The sequence below is a fragment of the Vibrio sp. SNU_ST1 genome (genome assembly GCF_030563405.1).
Lineage (GTDB): Bacteria > Pseudomonadota > Gammaproteobacteria > Enterobacterales > Vibrionaceae > Vibrio.
This window is the reverse complement of record NZ_CP130749.1, coordinates 435,544-457,795: the sequence shown is the minus strand read 5'-3', so window position 1 is coordinate 457,795 and position 22,252 is coordinate 435,544. Positions and strand designations below refer to the sequence as shown.

The window sequence follows — 22,252 nt, the reverse complement described above, 5'->3', positions numbered from 1 at the left end:
GTTTGGCTTATTCGTATTAGTTAATAGTTATTTATAGCTCGATAGTCACTCACTTCTACAATCGATTCCTCCAACCACCGACTCTTCCAACAATCCTGCGTAAATTCCATTGTGAGCCACCAGCTGTCGATGATTACCTTGCTCAACAATTTCACCCTTTTCCAGCACCAGAATGGTGTCCGAGTGACGAACTGTACTCAAACGGTGTGCAATCGCAATCACGGTTTTTTCCTTAAACAGACGCTGCATTGCTTTTTGAATCAGGTCTTCGGTGATTGAATCCACCGAGCTAGTTGCTTCATCAAGCATCATCAGTTGTCCACTTTGAGCAACCGCTCTAGCGAACGAAATAAGCTGCGTTTGCCCCACAGATAGGTTGGATCCGTTCTTTTCTAAATGGAAGTCATAGCTTTGTGGCAATTGTTCAATAAACTTATCGGCGTACACATAGCGTGCTGCTTGTTCAACCTCAGTTCTAGATAGATGCGTTTTGCCCAGCGCGATATTGAATTGGATTGTCTCTTCAAACAAGTGCACATCTTGCATCATCATTGAGAACAAATGAGCAGAGTCTTCGCTTGAAATCTGTGACAGCTCTATTCCATTCAACAAAATGCTGCCTTCATAGTCTTGGTAGGTTTTAGAGATCAGACGCAGAATCGTCGACTTACCCGACCCCGTCGAACCTACAAGCGCGATTTGATGCCCTTTCTCCAATACAAACGAAACATTCTTTAGAACATATGGAGAGTCGTCTTTGTAACGGAAGCTCACATTCTTAAACTCCAGGCTCACAAACTGTTCGAGCTGTATTTCAACCTTGTTAGATGGCAGCAGGTTGCGCCCTTCTTCTTCAGTCGGCTCAACAAACAGCTCTTCAATATGGTCAAACGCTGCAAATGAACTCTGAATCGAAGCAATCTGCGAAGTAAAGTCACGGATCGGAACAAACACTTTCTCTAAGGTGTTGATGAACGCAATTAGCACACCCAACGTGAGTGCCCCTTCTATCACTTGCTCAGAGCCATACCAGATCATAATTGCGATGGTGATAGAAGTGATGCCAGAGATAAACGAGAACAAAATCGCATCGTATTTATTTATCTTCTTCTGCGCTCTTAAAAACTCATCGGTATAGCCTTGGTAACGCTGTTCTACTTGATCTTCCGCTCGGTACATCTGAACGGTTTTCATACCAAATAAGACTTCTTGTAAAAAGCCAATACCACGAGCGAGCGAAGAACGAGTCACCTTGTACAGTTCACGAAGTCGGTTTCTCACATACACCGTTAAATACATCACTGGCGGCATTATAATCAAAACAATCATCGTTAATTGCCAATCAATGAAGAACATCATTACCAACAGAGCAATGGTGTTAATACTATCCTTCACTAGACCAACAACCGATTGAACAAACGTCTCGCCGATGGTTTCCAAGTCGCTGGTTAGTCGTGAAAGCGTTACGCCAATCGGTGTGTTATCAAAATAACTACGCGGCAGTTTAAGTACGCGAGCAAACAACACTGAACGCATGTCGGTTATCGTGTACTGCCCCGTTTTACGTAGGTTATACGAATAAGTGGTATCCACCACATAACTAACCACTAGCACAGCAACTAGATAGAAGACATATTCGAGCAGTCCATCCATATCTCCATGACTTAAATGAACATCGATCACTTGAATGATCAGCCAAGGAAACAATAGGCTTGTAATGACAGAGAGCGGGAGCATAGCAATGCCCAGAATCGCAGAGCGTTTGTATTTCTTAGCAAACTTAAAAAAGTGCTTGAGGTACTTAAGATCAACACCTTTTAACATGCTGCTGCCTCCGTTTCATTCTGCTGTAACTGCCATGTATCGTAATAGTAATCGCACGTTTTCAATAACGTTGCGTGGTCGCCCTTCGCAATCACCTTACCTTCGTTCAACACGATAATTTCATCCATATATTCAAGGGCATTAACACGGTGTGAAACCACAAGTACCGATTGATTTTCCAAGCGCTTAAACAAGCCCTCTAAAATCTTACGTTCTGTTTCATAGTCAACCGCTGATAGAACGTTATCCATGATGATCAAATCGGTGGGTTGCAATAAAGATCGCGCAATACTCAAGCGCTGTTTCTGACCACCCGACAACATGATCCCTTTCTCTCCAACTAAGGTTTGGTCGCCATGCTCAAAACGTGTCACGTCATTGGCTAACTGACTCAGTTCTAACACCTCATCAACCTGACTCTTTGCCAAATCAGTATCTAAGCTACCAAAGCGGATATTGTCTTCGACGGTTGCAGAAAACAGGTAAGGGTCTTGAGTCACGGTTTTCACGTAACGGCGCAAATCACTGCGTGAGAAACTAGTGACATCTCTTTCGCCTAGAAAAACTGAATCTTCTGGTACATCCAAGTGATGGTTCAAGCAATTCACTAATGTCGTTTTACCCGCTCCGATTCCGCCTAGCACACCCACTTTCTTACCTGCTGGAATGTCAAAGCTGATGTCATCGAGAATCAGACGCTCTTCACCCGAATAGCTGAAGCTGAGGTTGCGAATAGAAAACGTTTTTCCCTTCAGAGATTCAACATCTAACTCAGTGAGCTTATCTTCATCAAGGTCTGGAACTTTGGCATTAAGAATGGTTTGTGCACTTTGAATGCCGACCATGCCACGCTGATAAATGGTCGCGATTCTGCCTAATTGCATCAATGGCATTGCCAACAAAACGGAGTAAGTCAGAAAGGCGGTAATCTCACCGAGGGTTAGCTCTTGTCTCATTAACATGTAGCCACCAAGCCCTAGAATGATGATTTTCATCAAGTCATTGGCGTAATCGAGTACTGGCATAAAGAAGACTTGAATACGTGTAATTTTAAGGCGGCATTCAAGTAATAACTGATTAAGCTTTTCGGTTTCAGCTTTCACCCAAGGTGACATCTGCTGGCTCTTAATCAAATCAATCCCGGACAAGTAACTCATTAGCTGAGCAGACAGGTTTTGCAGACGTTTCATGTGCTCTAAATGCAGCGTTTTCATACGCTGGAAGCCCACTCGAAAAATCACAAAAGCGATTGAAATAGGAATAATCGAATACAGTGTCAGTTCTGGTGATATGCGCCACATGTAAAGAGGTGTCAGCGACAAGGCAAGCAACGCATTGAAGAACTGCAAGAAGCCGACACCAAACAGCAGTCGAATGCCACCAAGGTCATTGTTGATGATTGAGATCAAGCGACCAGAAGCAAAGCGTTCATGGAAGCTGTTCGGCAAGCGATTCAGCTTTTGTAGAAGGGTGCTTTTGAGCGCGGCCTCTGTAATTCGTCCCGGATTAAGCGCATAGATACGAGACAGAATCCTCACCACAACCATGGCAACCGACATCCCGACCACAATCCAGACATAGCTTTGAAGTTGCTGATGACCCGTTGAAGAAGCGTCATCAATCAAATCTATCGCCAATTGGATATAACGAGGGATTTCTACTTGTAACCAGTTAACGAGAAAAATGAACACAATCGCCCATAAGTACGAGGTACGATTCATGCGTAGATAGTGGGCAACAAACTGTCTTTTATTCATAGTCTTCTTTGTTTAGGGCAGGCTCACCGAATTTTGGTGATTAAACGACTGAATAGGCAATCAAGCTCAATATGTCATCGCTAAGATAAAGATACATCAAAAACTAAGTGAATCACCATTATCTACTGGTCACGGTTACTCTATTTTAGAACGGTAAGAAACAAATTTGCCGCCAACGTGGCGGCAAATTGATAGCTGAACAAAATTAATATTAAGGTACGCTAAAGCATTTCTTTTGCGATGAGGTGTAGCAAAAAGGTTTCCCGCTCAATGCTCATGCCCTTTTTAGGGCTTTCGGCCATGGTCTTTTCGTTGTGAGCGATAGCTTTTTGGATATTCATCCACACCGGTTTCATCCCGTTTTTCACTTCGTAGTCTTCGTAAGCTGTTTCGCCAAGCTCACGATCAATCTTGCATGAGTAACAGTAAGAAATCATGTGCATTATATCTGCATCATCTTTATACCAAGGACGAAACTCTTCAAAAATACCGAACGGTTTAATACTGTGAATGTTCTTCGCACCCGTCTCTTCTTCAAGCTCACGAACCATACCTGCGATCACATCTTCACCATCATCCAAACCACCACCAGGAATGGTGTAGTCGTGATAACGCTCTGTATAAAGCATCAAAATGTCTTCGCCATCTAACACAATCGCACGTGCAGCATTGCGCTTATATACCGTCTTATTGTCTAGGTGATCGATATCAGGGTGAATAGTGGTTTTTAGGTGTCTCATGATACTGACTGCTCTACTGAATTTGGCGGCATCATATCATAATCATCAATAGATTCGACGTTCTCCGTCCACTGAAAGAACACATAACCTCTGCTTTTGATCGCTGTTCGCCCACTGCTATCTAGTCGAAATAACCATCAAGTAGCACTTTATTGACAGAGACCGTTCCTGTTAGAGCACCAGCTATTCCAGCATGACCAAACACTCAAAAAGCAGTTGAAAATAGCGAAATATCAACCTATTTCAATATCTTGACCAAATTAAAACAACCTTTTCTGAAATCTAAAATATACTAGTTTCATAGAGCTTCTAATCTGGTTCTGTAGAACTTAACGCATTCGATTATAGAGTTATCACGTAGGAGATAAACATGAAGAAAATTGGTTTGATGGCTGTATTTGCCGTTGTGTTGGGCGGTTGTGCAAACGACTATGCAGAATATAGCGAAGGCCAACGTGTTTCAGTGGCTAACCCAGCAGCGGTTTATTGTGTTCAACAAGATGGTGAATTAGACACCGTAACTGAAAACAATCAACGCACTACTTATTGTGTATTTGATGACGGTGAACGTATTGAGCAGTGGGAATACTACCGCAACAACCATGAGCAAAAAGAAGAAAGCTAAGCTGCGACATCGTGAAGGGTTAACGTCACACCTATACACGACGTTAACCCTTCACGAATGCCACCCAATCAAATCACATGACATTAGGTAAACTGTTCGCTATCGAGCGGTCGGTTTACCTTACTATACGCATCAACTTTATACACACATCACCTATATACACAAAGCACCTTTTGGCTACCTACCTGTATTACTAATATTGGTGTTTTTCGCTATCTCCACCAGCGATGTGTGTGATCTGATTCAGGATCTAAATAACGATTCAATAAAGTCAGGTTAGTATCGAGCAATGCTAGGTACTCCCTAACTTTTTCTATGTCGATTCCTACTGGGGTATTTTGGATGCAGGTCTCCAACACTGGAAGCAAGCTTTCTACGATATCAAAATGAGAGGAACGCCCTACCAATTCTTTTGCTTTAAACAACGCTTCAACGGAGAGTCTTTGTGGCTCTTCCCTAACGATATCTAAATCTCGTTGAAACGCCCCTGCGCTTACGCCTTCAAGATAGACTCGGTAGGTCGTCAGGGCATCCATTAACAGAAACAATTGCCCTTGCTCTGTTTGATGAGGGTATGGCACCGCGACATGAGCCTCTAACTGACGATCTATTTGTAGTTCCACCCCAAGTGCAGAGCACTTCTCGACCAAAACCTTAAGCAAACCTTGCTCGTCCATCAACGATTGAATCTCGAAGATACGTTGTAAGTGGTAGTCATTAGAAACGAACGTCACCTTCACACTCTGCCCGCGTGTGAACAGCCCACTTTCAATCATTTCTGACGCTAAGTTTTGAATGTTCTCAACCGTATTTGTCGAATGCTGCTCAAGTAAAACCTCTCCTATGGGAAACGGATGCTCACGTTGATTTTCAAGCTTTCGAAAATACTCGAGCATCACATCGGCTTCAGAAAGGGTTTGCCCTTGTGTCACCCCACCACAGAACGCCACAGCCGTTTGCTGGTTCGACTCTTCAGCCAAAGGCCCCGCCAGATACTCAACTAAAGCATCAACTCGACTAATTCCTTCATTAGTCAATTTATTCTCATTAAGTCGCTTACCTAGCACAATAAGGAGGTGAATAATGCTCATTTTATGTTCAAGTCTCGTTTTAGGGATGAGATGGAGTGAATTATGTATACAATACTTATTAACAAAAGTATTTTGAAATTCTTACATGTTGTTCTCAATAATGCTCACTATTGAGAACAACATCTCGGATCATACAAGAATAGACGTGTCGCTTTAAAGCAAACATAGCACGCTCTTGTATTTCATCGCTCTATGCTTGCTTAACTCGAGTTTCAATAAAAGAAACGTTTCAAGCAAAGAACCAGCTCAATCGAAGAACTGTTTCAGCCAAAGAACTGCTTCACCCAAAGAACAGGTTCACTCAAAGAAGTGGAACTAACGAAATACAAATTTTACACAGAGTTCGTTCATCGAACCGTCTTCACAGGAAGTTACTATGCTGTCAATTTTTGATATCTACAAAATTGGGGTTGGGCCGTCCAGCTCCCACACAAATGGACCAATGATCGCTGGGTTTAACTTTACCCAAAAAATTGATGCTCAGCTTACACAAGTAAAGCGTATTCAAATCGATTTATACGGCTCGTTATCATTAACGGGTATTGGTCACCATACAGACAGAGCGACCTTATTAGGTTTACTCGGTAACCGCCCCGACACCATTAAAATTACCAGTGCTAACCAAGCAATGCGTAAAGCAATTGAAGATAAGTCTCTACTGGTTAGCGGTAACCATGAAATTCACTTCGACGTAGAAAGCGACTTGCTGTTCCATAAAACCAACCTTCCGCTGCATGAAAATGGCATGACCATATCTGCCTTTGACGCAAGCGGTAGCCTTTTAGAGATGGAAACATATTACTCAATTGGTGGTGGCTTTATCGCAACCGCTGATGAGCTACAAAATGGCAAGCAAGAAGCAGAAACGCAAGTTGAGTTCCCTTTTACTTCCGCTGACCAGCTACTTGAATTGTCAGAGCAACAAGGACTTAGCCTTGGAGGCTTAATCCTGCGTAATGAAGTGTCTTTCCAAGGTATGGATGTGATTGACCAGAAAGCCGACCAAATCTGGAAGGTGATGTCTCTGTGCATGCAGCGAGGCTTCGACACCGAAGGCATCCTTGATGGCGGTCTAGAAGTGACGCGTCGAGCTCCTGCTCTTTTGAAAAAGCTTGAGGCCAATGCTTCGATTGAAAACGATCCAATGGAGATCATGGATTGGATTAACCTATTTGCCTTTGCTGTGAGTGAAGAAAACGCAGCGGGTGGACAAGTCGTAACATCGCCAACTAACGGTGCGGCTGGCGTTATCCCTGCGGTACTAATGTACTACCACCGCTTCATCAAAGAGCTAGACACCAAGCAGTTGAAAGACTTTTTAGCTGTCTCTGGCGCTATTGGCATCTTGTACAAAACCAACGCTTCGATTTCTGGTGCAGAAGTGGGTTGTCAGGGCGAAGTTGGCGTATCTTCATCAATGGCTGCAGCAGGCCTAACCGCCCTACGCGGTGGTAGCAACGAGCAAATCTGTATTGCAGCTGAAATCGCTATGGAGCACTCACTAGGCATGACATGTGATCCGATCGGTGGTCTTGTTCAGGTGCCATGTATCGAGCGCAATGCAATGGGCGCAATGAAAGCTATCAACGCATCACGTATGGCGCTGAAACGCACCAGTAAGTGTCTTATCTCGTTAGACAAGGTTATCGCAACCATGTATCAAACAGGTAAAGACATGAACAAGAAGTACCGTGAAACTTCTCTAGGCGGCCTAGCCGTGATCCACATGGCTCCTCCTTGTGAATAACCGCGAATACCAATCACAGTAAGTAAGTGATCATAAATAGCGCAGGAAAAAGGCTCAAGAACAAGGCGGCTCTTCTCGATAAGAAGTTTCGATAAGTAGTTATTCTACAATCAAAATTTCTAACGCAGTTATTGAGCGTTTTAACAAGCTAGGATGACCAGTTATTTACTACGATTGGTATAAAACACGAGTGGAGAAAGCCTCTATAGAGACGGTATTCTTGTAAACTTAGGTTTCAATATCTCAACAAAGCCAGCCACTAAGCTGGCTTTTTTATTGGCTCAAGCCCAGCAGCCAATTGAAAGTAATACTCACCCAAAATAACTTACAGAATGTCTATCTCTAACTTTCCCTTTATTAGTTCATTACTTAGCCGCAAATGATGGCGGCTAAATTTCAAACCGCTATACATCCACTAGCAAAATCTAACGTTGCAAATTTCATTCATGAGAAATATGAATGCACTCATAAGAAAAGATATATCGAGTAAAGTTCTGTTTGGGATAGATGTTTCAGTTTATGTATTACTGCTAATGATATTATAATTGGGTAATTACACTACATATTAATACAAATGTGAGAATAAAATAATGTGGAATAGATTAAACAAATCAATGATGTTCTGCCAAATGATGTTCGGACTTTCGTTCTATGGCGTCATGGTGATCTTGACTCGTTTCTTCCTTGAAGATCTGAACTACAATGAAGCCGACACCATGATGGTTGTTGGTGCTTTCTCTGCAATCGGACCGCTATTTGCTATCGCAGGTGGCTTTATCGCCGACAAATTCTTAGGTGCTTATCGTTCTTTAACCATCGCTTTTCTGGGATTCGCGAGTGGTTACGTTTTACTGGTACTAGGCGCTGCAGCAACCAATGTGCCTATGGCATTGTGTGGTATTGCGTTAGCAAGTTATGCACGTGGTTTGATGTCCCCTTCTTACCCAAGTCTTTACAAACGCACGTTCAAAACTCAAGAAGATTTTGAGAATTGCTACCCAATCAACTACTCAGTAAACAATATTGGCGCTCTGCTAGGTCAATACTTATTCCCAATGCTAGTGCTTGTTGTTGGTTTCCACGGTGGTTTCCTTCTTTCTGCTGTTCTAGCGGGTGCGGCGCTTCTGATGATGATCTTTGTTCGCAAAGGTCTTGTTGAAGCAAGTGCAGAAATCGATCAACAACCAGTAAGTACGAAAAACTGGGCAGCCTTCCTTGGTCTTTCTGCTGCAATGATTGGCTTGGTATTCTTCATGTTTTCTAACATGGATATTGGCCAGAACATCGTTTACGCGATCGGCGCGGCAGCAATCGTCTACTTTGTCTCTTTGATGATGAAATCGAAGAAATCAGACATGCTGAAAATGGGTACTATCTTAATCATCACATTCCTGACGACATGCTTCTTCGTGTACTACGGCCAAATGATGACGTCGATGACAATGGTAGCGATCAACACAATGCGTGGCGATCTACTCGGCTTCATCCCTGTAGCCCCGGAAGCTTCAATGGCAATGAACCCACTTTGGTGTATGGTTGCAGGCCCTATTATTACGGGTATCTTCTCTAAGCTAGAAAAGAAAAACATTCACTTCTCTACCGCAACCAAAGTAGGTTTCTCTTTCATTCTGACGGCGATCGCTTTCGGTATCTTAACGATGGCAGTAACGACCGTAGGTGAAGATATTCTGATTCGCCCTGAAGTTTTCTTAGCAATCCACTTCTTCCTAGCATTTGGTGAAGTTATTGTTGGTTCTATGGTTGTAGCCTTCATTCTGTCTGTTGCACCCAAGCACATCGAGAACTTCTCAGTAAGCTTATTCTCTGTAGCAATCGCAATGTCAGGCATTGTTGGTGCCGTATTCTCAACGTCTATTGCACTTGAGAAAGGCCAAGAGATCACACAAGAGATCGTTCAAACGGTTTACGGTGATTACTTCCAAATGCTGACTGTTCTAGCGGTTGTAATGGTGGGTATCGCAATGGCAGCATCGTTCATTATTCGTAAGATGCTAGACGCAGCGAAAGCCGCTGATGAGACGATCGAACTAGAGGAAGCAAACAGCTAATTCTGCTCACGTTAAATAGCTCCAACACTTCAAGCCCTTTAGTTTTCTAAAGGGCTTTTTTTGTCGGTATGGATGCCTGTTGTAAATAGATAGGTGATTCAAGTTACGTTGCGCTGTGTAAATCAAAGTAAATGATAACTATTAGTATTGAGTGCACTCTGATTCAGGACTATGATGTGGAAATCAAAATCTAAGAGAGCCTTATATGAGCAAGCCTAGCCCTATCACATTAACTGTTACTCAAACCTCAACCATTACACCGAACATGCAGCGTATAACGCTTAGCGGTGAAGGATTAAGTAAGTATCCAACCGAATGTGCCGGCGGCTACATCAAGCTTTTATTCTCTCCACTCGGCACCACTGATTTAAGCCAACTGAACGAAGGTGAACGCCCAACCATGCGCACCTACACCATTCGTCAGTACAACCCTGTAGAGCCGTTTATTGAGGTTGATTTCGTTCGCCACACCACCACAGATCTGCAATGTGGCTTTGCCGCAAGATGGGCAATGACCGCAAAAGTGGGTGACACGATCTCAGTGGCTGGTCCTGGGTTAATTCAAGGGCTAAATCTAGAGTCGGATTGGTTCTTCTTAGTGGCAGATATGACGTCCCTACCTGCGCTCTCTGCAAAAGTAAAAACACTTCCAGAACACGCAACAGGTCACGCTGTTATTCAGATCAATTCAGCGGAAGACAAACAAGTACTTGAAGCCCCTCAAGGCATCAAAATCACTTGGCTAATTGAAGATGAAACCTCAGAGTCACTTTCACAAACCGTTCGCAACACAGAGTGGTTAGAGGGTCAGGTTTCAGTATGGACCGCGTGTGAGTTTGAAAGCATGCGTGAGCTGAGACAGTACTTCCGAAACGAGAAAGAAGTCGCGAAAGAGAACATCTACATCAGTAGTTATTGGAAACGTGGCGTCACTGAAGATGGTCACAAAGTATTGAAGCAACAAGATGCTCAAGCTTTAGCGGGTTAAGCCTGTTACTACATACATCTTCTTGCTAGATAAATAGAAAACGCCCTTAGCAAAGTTCATCTCGTTAAGGGCGTTTTAGTTTGAATCCGATGAAGATTAAAGCCTATGTGTAAGATTAAATACTCTCCCCCACTTCAATCTTGTAACCAAGATCTAGCTTCGCCACCCATTCTTTATTACCTTGTAGACGCGCTACAACTTGCTGTGCAGCGACTTTACCGATCTGCTCCCTAGGTGTTACGACAGTCGCTAAACGCGGCGTCATCGCCACTGTAATGTCGTGTCCGTGGAAACCTGCAATCGCCATCTGCCCTGGTACTTGAATACCACGTCGTACACACTCGTAAAAAGCACCAATCGCTAAGTCATCGTTGGTACAGAGAATACCATTAACTTGTGGGTGTTTCTCAAGTAGCTCACCAATCAGTTTTGCACCAAGAGTAAACGAGGAAGCATCTTCTGTTTGCAGTGTTACAGGCGGTTTGTTGGCTTCCTGCATCGCATGCTCATAGCCCGCCATTTTCAAGCGAGTTCGCTCATCCATACGTGCCGCTAAGTAAGCGATATTGGTGCGCCCTCGGTCGAGCATGGTTTTGGTCATCGCTCTTGCCGCTTCGAAGTTATCAAAGCCAACCGCTTGTTCAATACGGGGAGACACCGAATCCATAATTTCAATCACAGGAATAGAAGCAGTTTGCAGCATTTTACGCGCTCTATCGGTGTGCACGTTTTCAGAAAGGATAATCGCGTCAACGTTGTAAGAAAGCAGCGAAGCGATACTCTGCTCTTCCAGTTCTACACTATAGCCATAGTGAGCAATCATGGTTTGGTAACCCGCAGGTGCGGTGATTTGTTCAATACCGCGGATAACTTCAGCAAAAACTTGGTTAGTTAACGAGGGCACCAAGACACCAATCGCATTGCTTTTTGCATTGGAAAGGATGTCTGGCGCACGGTTTGGGATATAACCCAGCTCATCGACTGCAGCGCTGATCTTATCTCGCAGAGCTTCTGATACTTGAGAAGAATCTCTCAAACATCGACTGACGGTCATTTTTGTGACACCAACTAAGTTAGCAACATCTTGTAATGTAGGACGTTTTTTCTTATTCGACATAATTAGTAATTATTATTTTTGAGTTATGTTACTGGTAACAGTGTATCCGACTGACGTGGAATTTGAAGCCTAATTTAGTAAAATATTGATACTGCATCATAATTAAAAACGCCCTCTTGTTGAGGGCGTTATTGATTGTTTAAGTGTTCACTTTTACTTCAGTTCTTGGGGACTGACTCCAAGTGACATGAAACTTTTCAGCTTCATCTCTATCCACGCGCGAATAAGTATGGGAACCAAAATAGTCACGTTGTGCTTGCAGTAAATTCGCTGGTAGCACTTCACAACGCAATGAGTCAAAGTAGCTTAATGCAGAACTGATTCCTGGCATCGGCACACCATACAAAGCTGAATTCGCTACCGCGATGCGCCAAGCAAGCTCGCGCTCTTCCACTTGTTTGATGAAAGCCTCGTCAAACAACAGGTTCGCCAGCTCACCATTTTGTTGATAAGCCGATGTAATACCTTGTAAGAATGCTGCACGAATAATACAACCCGCTCGCCAGATCTTAGCTATTTGAGTGAAATCGAGATTCCAACCTTCTTTGTCTGACGCTGTCTTAAGTAAATCGAAGCCTTGCGCGTAAACAGACAGTTTGGCGCAATACAGAGCATCATGCAGTTCAGAGATAGCTTCATCCTTATCTAACTGGCTTGCATCTGCAACATTACCCTTTAGCAGTTTGCTACCTTGAACACGCTGTGCTTTTTGTCCGCTAATCGCACGCGCATATACCGCTTGAGCGATGGTTGGTGTAGGACAACCTTCTTGTAAGCTGTTCACCGCGGTCCACAAGCCTGTGCCTTTCTGCCCCGCCTTATCGAGTACCACCTCAACGAATGGCTTACCTGTCACCACATCATCTTGTTGAAGAATATCAGCGCTGATCTCCATCAGATAGCTGTTCAGCACACCCTTGTTCCACTGTTCAAAGACTTGACCAATCTCTTGAGCTGGCATTTGCAGCACATCACGCATGAAATGGTACACTTCGCAGATGAGCTGCATATCGGCGTACTCAATACCATTGTGTACCATTTTTACATAGTGCCCTGTACCAGAGGGACCAACATACGCCGCGCACGCTTCACCCGCTTCAAACTGAGCAACAGGCAAACCGTTCGCATCCACTTTTGCGGCAATCGCTTCCCACATCGGTTTCACATATTGCCAAGCGGATTGGTCGCCACTCGCCATGAGCGCAGGGCCAATACGCGCCCCTTCTTCACCACCAGAAACGGCGGTGCTAAAAAATCTCAGCTTGCCTTTGTAGTTCACTTCGCGTGCTTCGGTATCTGTCCAAAGGCTGTTGCCTGTATCGATAACAATATCGTCGCGCTCTAGACCAGCTTCTAACAAATTACTCACCACGATATCAACCGGTTTTCCTGCCGGAACCGACAGTGCAATGACTCGTGGTTTTGCTAATCCTTGTAAAACCTCTTTAAGATTCGCGCCACTGGTAAACGAACCTTTGCCTTCAAAGGTCTCATTAAGTTTCTTTGCTTCAGCGCTAGCGCGCTCAATGTTGTCGGTGCTGAGGTCAAAGCCTGCGACATTAAAACCGTTATCCAGTAGGTTAAGTGCTAAGCTTTTACCCATCACTCCTAAACCAATCATCGCGATGTCGTTTTTTAACTGAGTCATGGTTTAGCCTATCTGCTTAATTTGTTTAAGTGCACTTTCTACGACTTGCTCAACATCTTGGGAGATATCGACAAATAACGCTTCATCTAGTTCAGGTTCAACCAAGGTTGCGAATTGGCTTTTCAACATCTCTTGACCATTGAAGTAATGGTTCTCACGCGCTTTATGGCGGTTCCAAATAGTGTCAAAGCTACCCTGAAGGTACACAATAACTAAGCCTTCATTATTTTTTCGTAGAATGTCGCGGTATTGAGGTTTCAATGCCGAGCAAGCAATCACAGCACTTGGCTGCTCAAGGTATTGTTTGTTGAGTGTTTCTAGCCATCCTTGACGGTCTTCGTCAGTCAGCGGGATACCTTGGCGCATTTTTTCTACATTGTTTTGCGGATGGAAGTCATCGCCATCAAAGAATTGGAGTTCTAAAGCCTGCGCGATACGGCTACCAATCAAGCTTTTTCCGCATCCAGATACGCCCATCACGAGTATTTTTTTGCTTTTCATAAGGCAAGCCTTCCCTAAGCCCCAACCAAAACAGGGGCTGACAATCGAATCTAATAGTTAAACTTGTGTTGCTATTAATAGGTTCCCGAACGTTAAACTCGCTTAGGAACCTTCGCAGTTATTGCCACCAAAGCGCGAGCTGAGGGAAGATAATAACCAGTGCCAGAACCAATACTTGAAGTGCAATGAACGGCAGGAGTGAAGAGAAAATCTCACCTAAGCTGATGTCTTTTGGTGCTACTGATTTCAAGTAGAACGCCGCAGGACCAAACGGCGGTGACAAGAATGACACCTGCATGTTTAGGCAGAACACAACGCCGAACCATACTGGGTCAAAACCAAGGCCAGTGATGATTGGAACGAAGATAGGCATTGTTAGAAGTGCTACACCTACCCAGTCAAGGAACATGCCTAATACCAACAAGATAGCCATCATGATTAACAGCGTTACTGTCGCGTTACCGCCACTGAGTGCAAGGATGGTTTCTTCAACAAAATCAATACCGCCCATCAAGTTGTAGATACCAACCAATGCACTTGCACCAATACCAATCCACATGATCATGCCGCAGGTACGCATTGTTGCGATGGCACTCTCTTTCAACATGTTGTAGTTCAGCTCACCACGGATTAGGGCACTGATCATGATACCAACCACACCTAGAGCAGAAGCTTCGGTTACTGAAGCGATACCTGTGTAGATACTTCCTAGAACTGTTGCTACTGAAAGCAGCGGGAAAAACAGGGCCTTGAAGTAGCTAGGTTGATTAGCGATGTCTTCTTCTGTCTCATCATCACTCGGAATAGGCGCAAGAGACGGATTTAGCTTACAGCGAATCAATACATAACCGATGTAACAGCCCGCAAGGATAAACGCAGGTAGGAAAGAAGCTTTGAACAGGTCGCCGATTGATACGCTGGCTGTCATACCGTAGATGATCAGTACGATACTTGGCGGAAGCATGGTTCCAAGTGCGCCACCCGCACAGGTTGTACCGATAGCAAGCTTACGGTCGTAACCTAAACGAAGCATTTGTGGCAGTGCGAGAATACCTAATAGTACCGTTTCACCACCGATAACGCCCGACATCGAAGCCAATAGAACCGCAACTAATAGCGTTTGAACGGCAACACCACCACGAACCTTACGTCCGACAGATTTCATTGCATCAAACAGGTCACGCGCGATACCCGAACGGTCTAATAAAGCCGCCATCAATACGAACATTGGGACGGCGAGGAATACATAACCAGAAGCAAAGCTGTAGGTACGGCTTGCGATCAAAGGCAATGCATCTGGACCAAACCAACATAGAGTAAAAAATATCGCGACAAAGCCTGTTACGAACGCTAGCTGCATACCAGTCAGTAGCAAGCCAATCATCATAACTAACATGAGCAAGCTGCCCCACGCGATACCAATAGAAGATAAATCAAACATCGTCATTCTTCCTTAGACCTATCAACTCTTGGATTAGGTGCAATACAAACTGGACAACAAGAACACACAAAACGACAAAGATCAGGCCTTTCAGCAGCGCAGGATAAGGCGCGTTTAACACTGAGCCTGATGTTTCAAGGCGGAATTCACCCCATGGTGCAAACCACGCTTCTTCTGCAGTGAAGTAAGCCGCGTAAGCGAGCATGCCAGCAAAGGCCAAACCAACAATGTGGTGAACAAGATTAAGATATTTGCGTGCTTGGTTAGACACTGAATCGTAGATAAGAACCACACGTACATGCTTATTCGCGGCAAACGCGTAGATACCACCAATAATGAATAAAGAACCACCGATGAACGAAGCCGTCTCGTGTACCCATGTGGTCGGGGCATCGAATACGTAACGCATCACAACTTCATAAAATGAAATCAATACAGTAAAAATAAACAACCAGCTAACGAGATTACTGAACTTTATAACAAAACGATCAAGCGCATTTCTTGGTTGCTCGTCGTTTTCCGCTGGGGCGTGGGGGATTTTATCGGTCATGAGCCAAATTTCCTGGGAGAATACGGGAGAGCAATGCCCTCCCCCGTCAGTTAGCTAAGTTTAAATTACAGTAAGCCGTTTTCTTCTAGGAACACTGTTACTGAAGTGTAAACTTTTCCTGCGTTATCAGAACGCTCTGCAAATACTTTCCATTGGCCTTTCGCGATTTCACGGAACTTCTTACGTTCTTCTTGTGACCAGTCGTGGATAGTAATTTCAGGGTTCGCTTGAGCTTCTTTAAGCGCAGCTTGGTCAGCCATTTTCAGCTGAGTTGTCATGTCGTAAGAGAAGTCACGCACTGATGTTTGCAGCATTGTTTGTAGATCAGCTGGCATCTTGTCCCATTTTTTCTGAGAAATAGAGATATCGATAAGCGGTAGTGAATGGAAACCCGGTTGAACTGGATGTGTTGCAATGTCGTTCATGCCCGCTTTTTGGTTGGTAGAAAATACCGTGTAGTCTGCGGCATCAATTACGCCTTTGCTTAGACCAGTAAATACTTCAGAACCCGGTAGGTTTACTGGAGTCGCACCCGCGGCTGCAAATACTTGTTGAACTAGGCCTTCAGGCGCACGTAATTTCAGGCCTTTAAGATCCGCAACACCATCGATTGGCTTTTTAGAAATAAAAGATTCAACACCCGTCGTAGAAGCACCAACAAACTGAACACCGTAAGGCTTGTACAGTTCGGTCATTAGCTCGTTACCGCCACCGTAGTTCATGTACTGAAGCAGTTGGGTTGTGTCTGACCATGCGCCAACCATGTTACCGATAAGACCAAATGCTGGATCTTTACCAGAGAAGTAACCGGTTGCTGTGATGTGACCATCAAGGATGCCCATCTTAATCGCGCCCAGCGTTTCAGTATGTTTAACCACAGCGCCTACAGGCAGAAGGTCGATATCTATACGTCCGTTAGACATCGTCTCTACACGCTCAGCCCACTTCTGCTGAACTTTGAAGTTCAAATCACCAGATGGGTCAGAAGATTGAATCTTAAGTTTAAAGTCTGCAGCCATTGCTGAAGTAGCAAATAGACCAGTGAGGGAGGCAGCAATCAGCGTTTTAGTCAGAGCTTTCATTTGGGTATCCTTATGAGTTTCACAGAGTCCGGTTTGTAATTATATGTTACCGGTAACGTTGGGGTGGATGTTACCGGTAACTTTACAGCCTTGTCTATGAGAAAGATCACATCTTTAACATTAGTAAAACGTTTGCTATCAATAAGAAAAATGCGACTAAAAAGTCACATTATAGGTTGGATGTAGGATTTAATTTCTTTTTAAGTCAGTGAGATAATCAAACCTGCAATGATAAAAACGACGCCTACACCACGTGTAACGTGCCACTTTTCCTTTAAAAAGTAGATCCCCATCACTACGCCGAAGATGATACTTACTTGCCTAAGTGCCACAACCAAGCTGACGTTCTCTGTCATGGTCATCGCAAATAACACCAAACCATAAGTCGAAGCCATCATGATGCCAGCCAGTGTGGCTTTCTTTCGCAGTATCCAAGCATTAGTAAACTCGATTCTTTGGTTGGTTACGAATAACCAAACACTCAGCGGAATCACAATCGCCCAAAACTGGATGCCTAGGTAGAAAATCGCGGTGTGTTTGTTAGTAATGGTTGGTGTGCTTAGAGGCTCTAATAATAGAAGCGCCTCTTTATCAATGATGGAATAGCCCGTGGTACCAATAGCGGCGATTAACGCCCACAGCACGCCAAGGTTGAGATAGGCTTTTAACCTAAGGTCTGAAAACTGCTTAAGTGGTACAAACATGCAGCCTAAGGTTATTAAAGTGAACCCCATCCATTGATTCAGTGACAACTCATAGCCAATCAACACAGTGCCTAAACCCACCATCAACACAGGCAGTGCTCGTGCCATAGGGTAAATCACACCGATATCAGCTTGTTTATAGGCAGCGCCCAACCCAATCAAATAGATGATTTGGCAGATCCCACTCAAGAAAACCAGTTGCCAGAATGGAAGTGAGATATTTGATAGCCCTACATTGTGAACATACCAGATCAAGTAAGGCGTCAATATCGCCGCGGCGGCAAAACCAGAGGCTAAGAAGAAAGATGAACCCGATCCTTGATTCGATTTACCTAGAACGTTCCAACCCGCATGAAGCAAAGCCGAAATAATCACGATGACGATGGCAGAGAATTCCATTTCATTCCTAATTTATTGATGAATAAGCGCAACGGCTGACAACCGGTGATAAAAAAGGCCTCCAGATAAGAGACCTTTGATCGTTTCATTTAAGCACCCTACAAAATTGTCGGTGCCCGTACGATGTGTATTCTAGGTATAATTAACGTTCAAATTGACAGACTAGCGCTCTAGCTGCGCGATCGACTCAATACTGATCGCGTCGTGACGCCAATACTCAATATCACAGTCAATCAAATCGCCGTTTTGGTTGTAGTTAACACGCTCAACCACCATTGCGGGGGAGCCAGAAGTCGCACGCAGAGCTTGCGCTGTTTCGCCAAGCAAAGACGTTGTGCTCACGCGGTAACGGATCTTCTGATACACCACGCCAAAGTGCTCACGGTAGATGTCCGTCAACGATTTAGACAAGTCATAATCAAGCAAGTTAGGGAACAACCCTGGTCGAATATAGTTGGTCACATACACAACCGGTCTATCTTCAAGGTAACGAACTCTGTCGACTCGATAAACATCCGAGAAAGGTTGCAGCTCAAGAAGTTTAGTCGCTTCCTTGGTCGCTAACATACTTTTCGCCGCCACCAACTCTGTTTTCGGCTTACGATTCTGCGACAAAGCCATATTAGTGAAGTTCAGCGTTTGAGTTGGGTCGTAGCGCAGTGGCGCTGGAGAGATAAACCAACCACGGCGGTCTTCTCGATAAATACGCCCTTCAGCTTCAAGTGAAGACAGCGCTTCACGCAACGTTACTCGTGTTGTATCAAACGATTCAGCCAGTTTGCGCTCCGCAGGCAGCTTCTGTCGTGGCGTTAACATGCCCGACTCTATCTGCTCTACGATGACGTCTTTGATTTTTACGTACTGCACTTCATTTCCTTTTATTCTTGTTCTTGTCGTCAGCCATTCCTTGGCCAACTGCAATATAAAATGGTTCGCTAGCGTTTGCGCCAAGCTTGGGTGCGCTTCTCAAATAACTTGTTGATTAGCATATGAATCAACTTCGCACTTGCCGCCGATATCATGATCATGACGGCCATGGCTGCTGCTGCACCGGTTTGTCCCGCATCGTCCATATTCAGAACTGAAACTGACGCAGGTATCGTATCGGTAGAATACAAGAATACTACCGCAGATGTCGTGGTAAGTGCATTAATAAACAAGTATGTCGCAATATCTAAAATCGCAGGCAGACAAACAGGCACCGTCACCTTAAAAAACAACTTGTATTGCGGTAGGTTAACCGAGGCAGCGGTTGCTTCAATTTCGTCAGGTAGCTGTTTTAATGCCGTTAACGCAGTCATGTGCCCTACCGTGTAGTAGTGAACCACGGTGTTAATCACCAAGAACGCCATCGTGCCATACAAGAAGTTGAGAGGATTACTCAAATCATTAAAGTAGAATATATAGCCTAAGCCAAGAACCATTCCCGGAACGGCCATAGGAACAACACTGAGCATTTGCATCGCTTGGCGAACAGGAGCGAATGCTCTGCCTTTTTCAATGCAGTACGCACCTAGGAAAATCAGCACTGTACCGATTATGGCGGTCCATGCACCTAGCGTTAATGAGTTAAAGAATGGAGTCCAACCGTAGGTACTCATTTCTGCGAAGTTGTAGTTGTTTAACGTTAACGCCTTATTCCAAGGCCAAAACGTGACCATAGAACCGTATATCGCCATACCGAGCACGATAACCACAGCAGCAGAGATGACAGTGCAATAAAGGAAACATACACCATCACGCAGGGTGTTTGGTTCTGGTTGATAAGCCACAGAGCGGGTATCAAACAGGCTCTTCTGTTTCTTTTGAACCCAGCGATCCACTGTAAACGCAAGCAACGCAGGTAACAGCAACAAAATACTGGTCACTGCACCCATAGAGAAATTCTGTTGCCCTACCACTTGTTTAAAGATGTCTGTCGATAACACGTTATAACTGCCACCAATCACCTTTGGCACACCAAAGTCACAAACCACCAGCGTAAACACAACGATTAGAGTGCTGATCAAGCCATATTTAGCTGCAGGTAAGGTCACCATGAAGAAGGTTTTAAGCGATGAAGTATTGAGAGCGCGTGCCGCCTCATACAGACGAGCATCTGAGGTCCTTAACGAGGTGGTCAGAATCATCAAGGCATGAGGGAAAGTCCAAAATATTAAGCCAAGCGAGATACCAATCAAACCGTATACCGAGTTTCCCCCTAACACTTCTTTGGCGATACCTTGGTTACCAAATAAGAAGATCAGACTGATCGCAGGAAGCAACGACGGAGCTAGAATCGGTGCTGAACCCAACACCTGAAAAAGCCCCTTAAAAGGCATGCATGAGCGAGTCAACGCATAGGCATAACCAAACGCTAAGACGCCCACGACAACTGTCACTAGCAACCCAAGCGTGAACGTATTGCCTACCGATTGCCATAGGCTTTGCGAAACAAAATACGTTGCGAAATTCTGTAAACCTACAAATTCCCCGTCTGCATTCTGAACACTCTTTTTCAACATTGCCCACAGTGGCATCAGGATAAACAGCGTCATGACCACAGACAAAAAGGCCAGCATCCCAAATAGAATTACGTTGTCTTTGCTTAATCGAGCCAGAAAAGGCTGTACTCGTCGTTGAATTAGCAGCTTAGATTGCATCATTTGAGTCGATTCCATGATTATTTACGCCGCCTCGTCTTTCATCACTTGCAGGCTTTTCGATGGGTAAGCTCTCAGGCCTTCTTGGTCAAAGGCCACATAACGAATATCACTGCGACGCAGCTTCAATCGGTTGAACTCTTTAACTGATACATCAACGATGATCTCTTTCGCCGTTGAGTCATGTTGTAATTCACACTCAACTCGATAGAAAGCCCCTAGGAACTCGCTCGATACGATTCTGACTGGCAAAGACTCGTTAAAACGGTCAACAAACTGGATTTGCTCTGGACGCACTGCGATATCAAAACGATCGCCATGCTTTGGGGTCAAGTTATCTAAAGCTGGCAGCGGTAACATCGACTCAGCAATACGCATTTTGCCTTGCGCGGCAACAGAAGCTTGAATGAAGTTCATACTACCAACGAATTCAGCGACGAAGCGGCTGACTGGGTTTTGATAGATTTCTTGCGGAGCACCCACTTGTTCGATAACACCATGATTCATGACCACAATGCGATCGGCCATGGTTAAGGCTTCATCTTGATCATGAGTCACCATGATGGTGGTGATGCCCAACTTACGCTGCAATTGGCAGATCTCATCACGCAGATGTGTTCTTACCTTCGCGTCAAGCGCAGAGAGCGGTTCGTCGAGGAGTAGTAAACCTGGAGAAAGAGCCAATGCGCGAGCTAGCGCAACACGCTGCTGTTGTCCGCCAGACAGCTGATTCGGATACTTTTGGCCAGACGTTGGTAAACCAATCGTCTCCAACCAAGACTCAACCGTCTCAAGAGCTTCTTTGGTCGACATGCCTTGGTTTTTCAGACCAATCGCAATGTTTTCTTCCACAGTGAGATTTGGAAACAAAGCGTAAGATTGGAACACGATGCCAAAATCGCGCTTCTCTGGTGGCAAGAAAGTCGTATTATTACCGTTCTGCTCAATAGAACCTGAAGTTGGCAAGTCTAGACCTGCAATCGCACGTAATAAGGTGGTTTTTCCACAGCCAGAGGGGCCAAGGAAGCAGACGAACTCGCCTTTATCTATCGAAAGGGAGATGTCTTTTAACGCTGTAAATTGGCCAAATTGCTTTACAACGTTTTCAATATTCAAATAAGTTTGGTTGCTCATACTACAGCACTCTTTAAATGGTATATACCAAACTTAAACTTTGAATATTGCAGTTGAGTGACAAATTTATAGAAGATAAATGACAGTTATATTGCAGAAATAATAAGCATTAAAGATTGCTATTTGTTCGGCTTTGAAAGTGAATTAAGAAAGCCCTCAATGACTAGCCCATAAGTCACTGAGAGCCTAAGTG

18 protein-coding genes are annotated in these 22,252 nt (G+C 44.4%); 4 read left to right on the top strand and 14 right to left on the bottom strand.

All coding sequences use genetic code 11. From position 1 onward, the window contains the following. Window positions 1–45: 45 nt before the first annotated feature. The 3 genes from Q5H80_RS16355 to Q5H80_RS16345 all read right to left on the bottom strand — a co-directional run bounded on the left by Q5H80_RS16355 (window position 46) and on the right by Q5H80_RS16345 (window position 4,321). Window positions 46–1,824 (bottom strand): ABC transporter ATP-binding protein, encoded by a 1,779-nt coding sequence (locus tag Q5H80_RS16355; RefSeq protein ID WP_304570472.1) that lies wholly within the window; start codon window positions 1,822–1,824, stop codon window positions 46–48. Next, complete coding sequence (locus tag Q5H80_RS16350) at window positions 1,818–3,581, bottom strand: ABC transporter ATP-binding protein (protein ID WP_304570471.1); 1,764 nt, start codon at window positions 3,579–3,581, stop codon at window positions 1,818–1,820. Before Q5H80_RS16350 ends, Q5H80_RS16355 begins: the two co-directional genes overlap by 7 nt. A gap of 221 nt (window positions 3,582–3,802) precedes the next feature. Next, on the bottom strand, window positions 3,803–4,321 hold the full coding sequence (locus Q5H80_RS16345; protein WP_304570470.1) for an NUDIX hydrolase: 519 nt from the start codon (window positions 4,319–4,321) through the stop codon (window positions 3,803–3,805). A gap of 370 nt (window positions 4,322–4,691) precedes the next feature. Between Q5H80_RS16345 and Q5H80_RS16340 the strand changes: the two genes are divergently transcribed. Then, a complete protein-coding gene (locus Q5H80_RS16340; protein ID WP_009845615.1) occupies window positions 4,692–4,946 on the top strand; it encodes a DUF333 domain-containing protein in 255 nt (84 codons plus the stop codon). A gap of 212 nt (window positions 4,947–5,158) precedes the next feature. Here Q5H80_RS16340 and Q5H80_RS16335 read toward each other — a convergent pair whose 3' ends face one another. Then, a complete protein-coding gene (locus tag Q5H80_RS16335) occupies window positions 5,159–6,037 on the bottom strand; it encodes a YdcF family protein (protein WP_304570469.1) in 879 nt (292 codons plus the stop codon). Between the two features lie 376 nt (window positions 6,038–6,413). On the opposite strand from Q5H80_RS16335, the gene Q5H80_RS16330 reads away from it, so the two are divergent. The 3 genes from Q5H80_RS16330 to Q5H80_RS16320 all read left to right on the top strand — a co-directional run bounded on the left by Q5H80_RS16330 (window position 6,414) and on the right by Q5H80_RS16320 (window position 10,841). After that, window positions 6,414–7,784 carry an L-serine ammonia-lyase gene (locus tag Q5H80_RS16330; protein ID WP_304570468.1) on the top strand — a complete coding sequence of 457 codons (1,371 nt, stop codon included), beginning with the start codon at window positions 6,414–6,416 and terminating at the stop codon, window positions 7,782–7,784. Between the two features lie 590 nt (window positions 7,785–8,374). Further along, window positions 8,375–9,853: a peptide MFS transporter gene (locus Q5H80_RS16325; RefSeq protein ID WP_304570467.1), complete on the top strand. Its 1,479-nt coding sequence runs from the start codon at window positions 8,375–8,377 to the stop codon at window positions 9,851–9,853. Between the two features lie 205 nt (window positions 9,854–10,058). Beyond that, window positions 10,059–10,841, top strand: a complete 783-nt coding sequence (locus tag Q5H80_RS16320) for a siderophore-interacting protein (RefSeq protein ID WP_304570466.1) — start codon at window positions 10,059–10,061, stop codon at window positions 10,839–10,841. 115 nt (window positions 10,842–10,956) lie between these two features. Here the strand turns inward: Q5H80_RS16320 and gntR are convergent, their stop codons facing one another. The 10 genes from gntR to Q5H80_RS16270 form a co-directional block, all read right to left on the bottom strand. Then, entirely contained in the window at window positions 10,957–11,958 is a 1,002-nt protein-coding gene (gene gntR / locus Q5H80_RS16315) for a gluconate operon transcriptional repressor GntR (protein ID WP_304570465.1), read from the bottom strand. Between the two features lie 139 nt (window positions 11,959–12,097). Beyond that, window positions 12,098–13,606 (bottom strand): NADP-dependent phosphogluconate dehydrogenase, encoded by a 1,509-nt coding sequence (gene gndA / locus Q5H80_RS16310; protein WP_304570464.1) that lies wholly within the window; start codon window positions 13,604–13,606, stop codon window positions 12,098–12,100. Between the two features lie 3 nt (window positions 13,607–13,609). Continuing rightward, entirely contained in the window at window positions 13,610–14,107 is a 498-nt protein-coding gene (locus Q5H80_RS16305) for a gluconokinase (protein WP_304570463.1), read from the bottom strand. 118 nt (window positions 14,108–14,225) lie between these two features. Continuing rightward, window positions 14,226–15,548 carry a TRAP transporter large permease subunit gene (locus Q5H80_RS16300; RefSeq protein WP_012600364.1) on the bottom strand — a complete coding sequence of 441 codons (1,323 nt, stop codon included), beginning with the start codon at window positions 15,546–15,548 and terminating at the stop codon, window positions 14,226–14,228. After that, window positions 15,541–16,098: a TRAP transporter small permease subunit gene (locus Q5H80_RS16295; protein WP_304570462.1), complete on the bottom strand. Its 558-nt coding sequence runs from the start codon at window positions 16,096–16,098 to the stop codon at window positions 15,541–15,543. The genes Q5H80_RS16300 and Q5H80_RS16295 overlap by 8 nt, the downstream gene beginning before the upstream one ends. Before the next feature lie 65 nt (window positions 16,099–16,163). Continuing rightward, a complete protein-coding gene (locus Q5H80_RS16290; RefSeq protein ID WP_009845626.1) occupies window positions 16,164–17,180 on the bottom strand; it encodes a TRAP transporter substrate-binding protein in 1,017 nt (338 codons plus the stop codon). A 200-nt stretch (window positions 17,181–17,380) separates the two neighbouring features. Beyond that, on the bottom strand, window positions 17,381–18,283 hold the full coding sequence (locus Q5H80_RS16285; protein ID WP_304570460.1) for a multidrug transporter: 903 nt from the start codon (window positions 18,281–18,283) through the stop codon (window positions 17,381–17,383). A 162-nt stretch (window positions 18,284–18,445) separates the two neighbouring features. Continuing rightward, window positions 18,446–19,150, bottom strand: a complete 705-nt coding sequence (gene phnR / locus Q5H80_RS16280; RefSeq protein ID WP_304570459.1) for a phosphonate utilization transcriptional regulator PhnR — start codon at window positions 19,148–19,150, stop codon at window positions 18,446–18,448. Window positions 19,151–19,218: 68 nt separating this feature from the next. Then, window positions 19,219–20,928, bottom strand: a complete 1,710-nt coding sequence (locus Q5H80_RS16275; protein ID WP_369809723.1) for a putative 2-aminoethylphosphonate ABC transporter permease subunit — start codon at window positions 20,926–20,928, stop codon at window positions 19,219–19,221. 21 nt (window positions 20,929–20,949) lie between these two features. Further along, window positions 20,950–22,059 carry a putative 2-aminoethylphosphonate ABC transporter ATP-binding protein gene (locus Q5H80_RS16270; RefSeq protein ID WP_304570457.1) on the bottom strand — a complete coding sequence of 370 codons (1,110 nt, stop codon included), beginning with the start codon at window positions 22,057–22,059 and terminating at the stop codon, window positions 20,950–20,952. Window positions 22,060–22,252 lie beyond the last annotated feature (193 nt).

Bases quoted from the DNA above. Each gene is read 5' to 3' on its own strand.
- Q5H80_RS16355 (WP_304570472.1), bottom strand. From the start codon at position 1,824: ATGTTAAAAGGTGTTGATCTTAAGTACCTCAAGCACTTTTTTAAGTTT.
- Q5H80_RS16350 (WP_304570471.1), bottom strand. From the start codon at position 3,581: ATGAATAAAAGACAGTTTGTTGCCCACTATCTACGCATGAATCGTACC.
- Q5H80_RS16345 (WP_304570470.1), bottom strand. From the start codon at position 4,321: ATGAGACACCTAAAAACCACTATTCACCCTGATATCGATCACCTAGAC.
- Q5H80_RS16340 (WP_009845615.1), top strand. From the start codon at position 4,692: ATGAAGAAAATTGGTTTGATGGCTGTATTTGCCGTTGTGTTGGGCGGT.
- Q5H80_RS16335 (WP_304570469.1), bottom strand. From the start codon at position 6,037: ATGAGCATTATTCACCTCCTTATTGTGCTAGGTAAGCGACTTAATGAG.
- Q5H80_RS16330 (WP_304570468.1), top strand. From the start codon at position 6,414: ATGCTGTCAATTTTTGATATCTACAAAATTGGGGTTGGGCCGTCCAGC.
- Q5H80_RS16325 (WP_304570467.1), top strand. From the start codon at position 8,375: ATGTGGAATAGATTAAACAAATCAATGATGTTCTGCCAAATGATGTTC.
- Q5H80_RS16320 (WP_304570466.1), top strand. From the start codon at position 10,059: ATGAGCAAGCCTAGCCCTATCACATTAACTGTTACTCAAACCTCAACC.
- gntR (WP_304570465.1), bottom strand. From the start codon at position 11,958: ATGTCGAATAAGAAAAAACGTCCTACATTACAAGATGTTGCTAACTTA.
- gndA (WP_304570464.1), bottom strand. From the start codon at position 13,606: ATGACTCAGTTAAAAAACGACATCGCGATGATTGGTTTAGGAGTGATG.
- Q5H80_RS16305 (WP_304570463.1), bottom strand. From the start codon at position 14,107: ATGAAAAGCAAAAAAATACTCGTGATGGGCGTATCTGGATGCGGAAAA.
- Q5H80_RS16300 (WP_012600364.1), bottom strand. From the start codon at position 15,548: ATGTTTGATTTATCTTCTATTGGTATCGCGTGGGGCAGCTTGCTCATG.
- Q5H80_RS16295 (WP_304570462.1), bottom strand. From the start codon at position 16,098: ATGACCGATAAAATCCCCCACGCCCCAGCGGAAAACGACGAGCAACCA.
- Q5H80_RS16290 (WP_009845626.1), bottom strand. From the start codon at position 17,180: ATGAAAGCTCTGACTAAAACGCTGATTGCTGCCTCCCTCACTGGTCTA.
- Q5H80_RS16285 (WP_304570460.1), bottom strand. From the start codon at position 18,283: ATGGAATTCTCTGCCATCGTCATCGTGATTATTTCGGCTTTGCTTCAT.
- Q5H80_RS16275 (WP_369809723.1), bottom strand. From the start codon at position 20,928: ATGATGCAATCTAAGCTGCTAATTCAACGACGAGTACAGCCTTTTCTG.
- Q5H80_RS16270 (WP_304570457.1), bottom strand. From the start codon at position 22,059: ATGAGCAACCAAACTTATTTGAATATTGAAAACGTTGTAAAGCAATTT.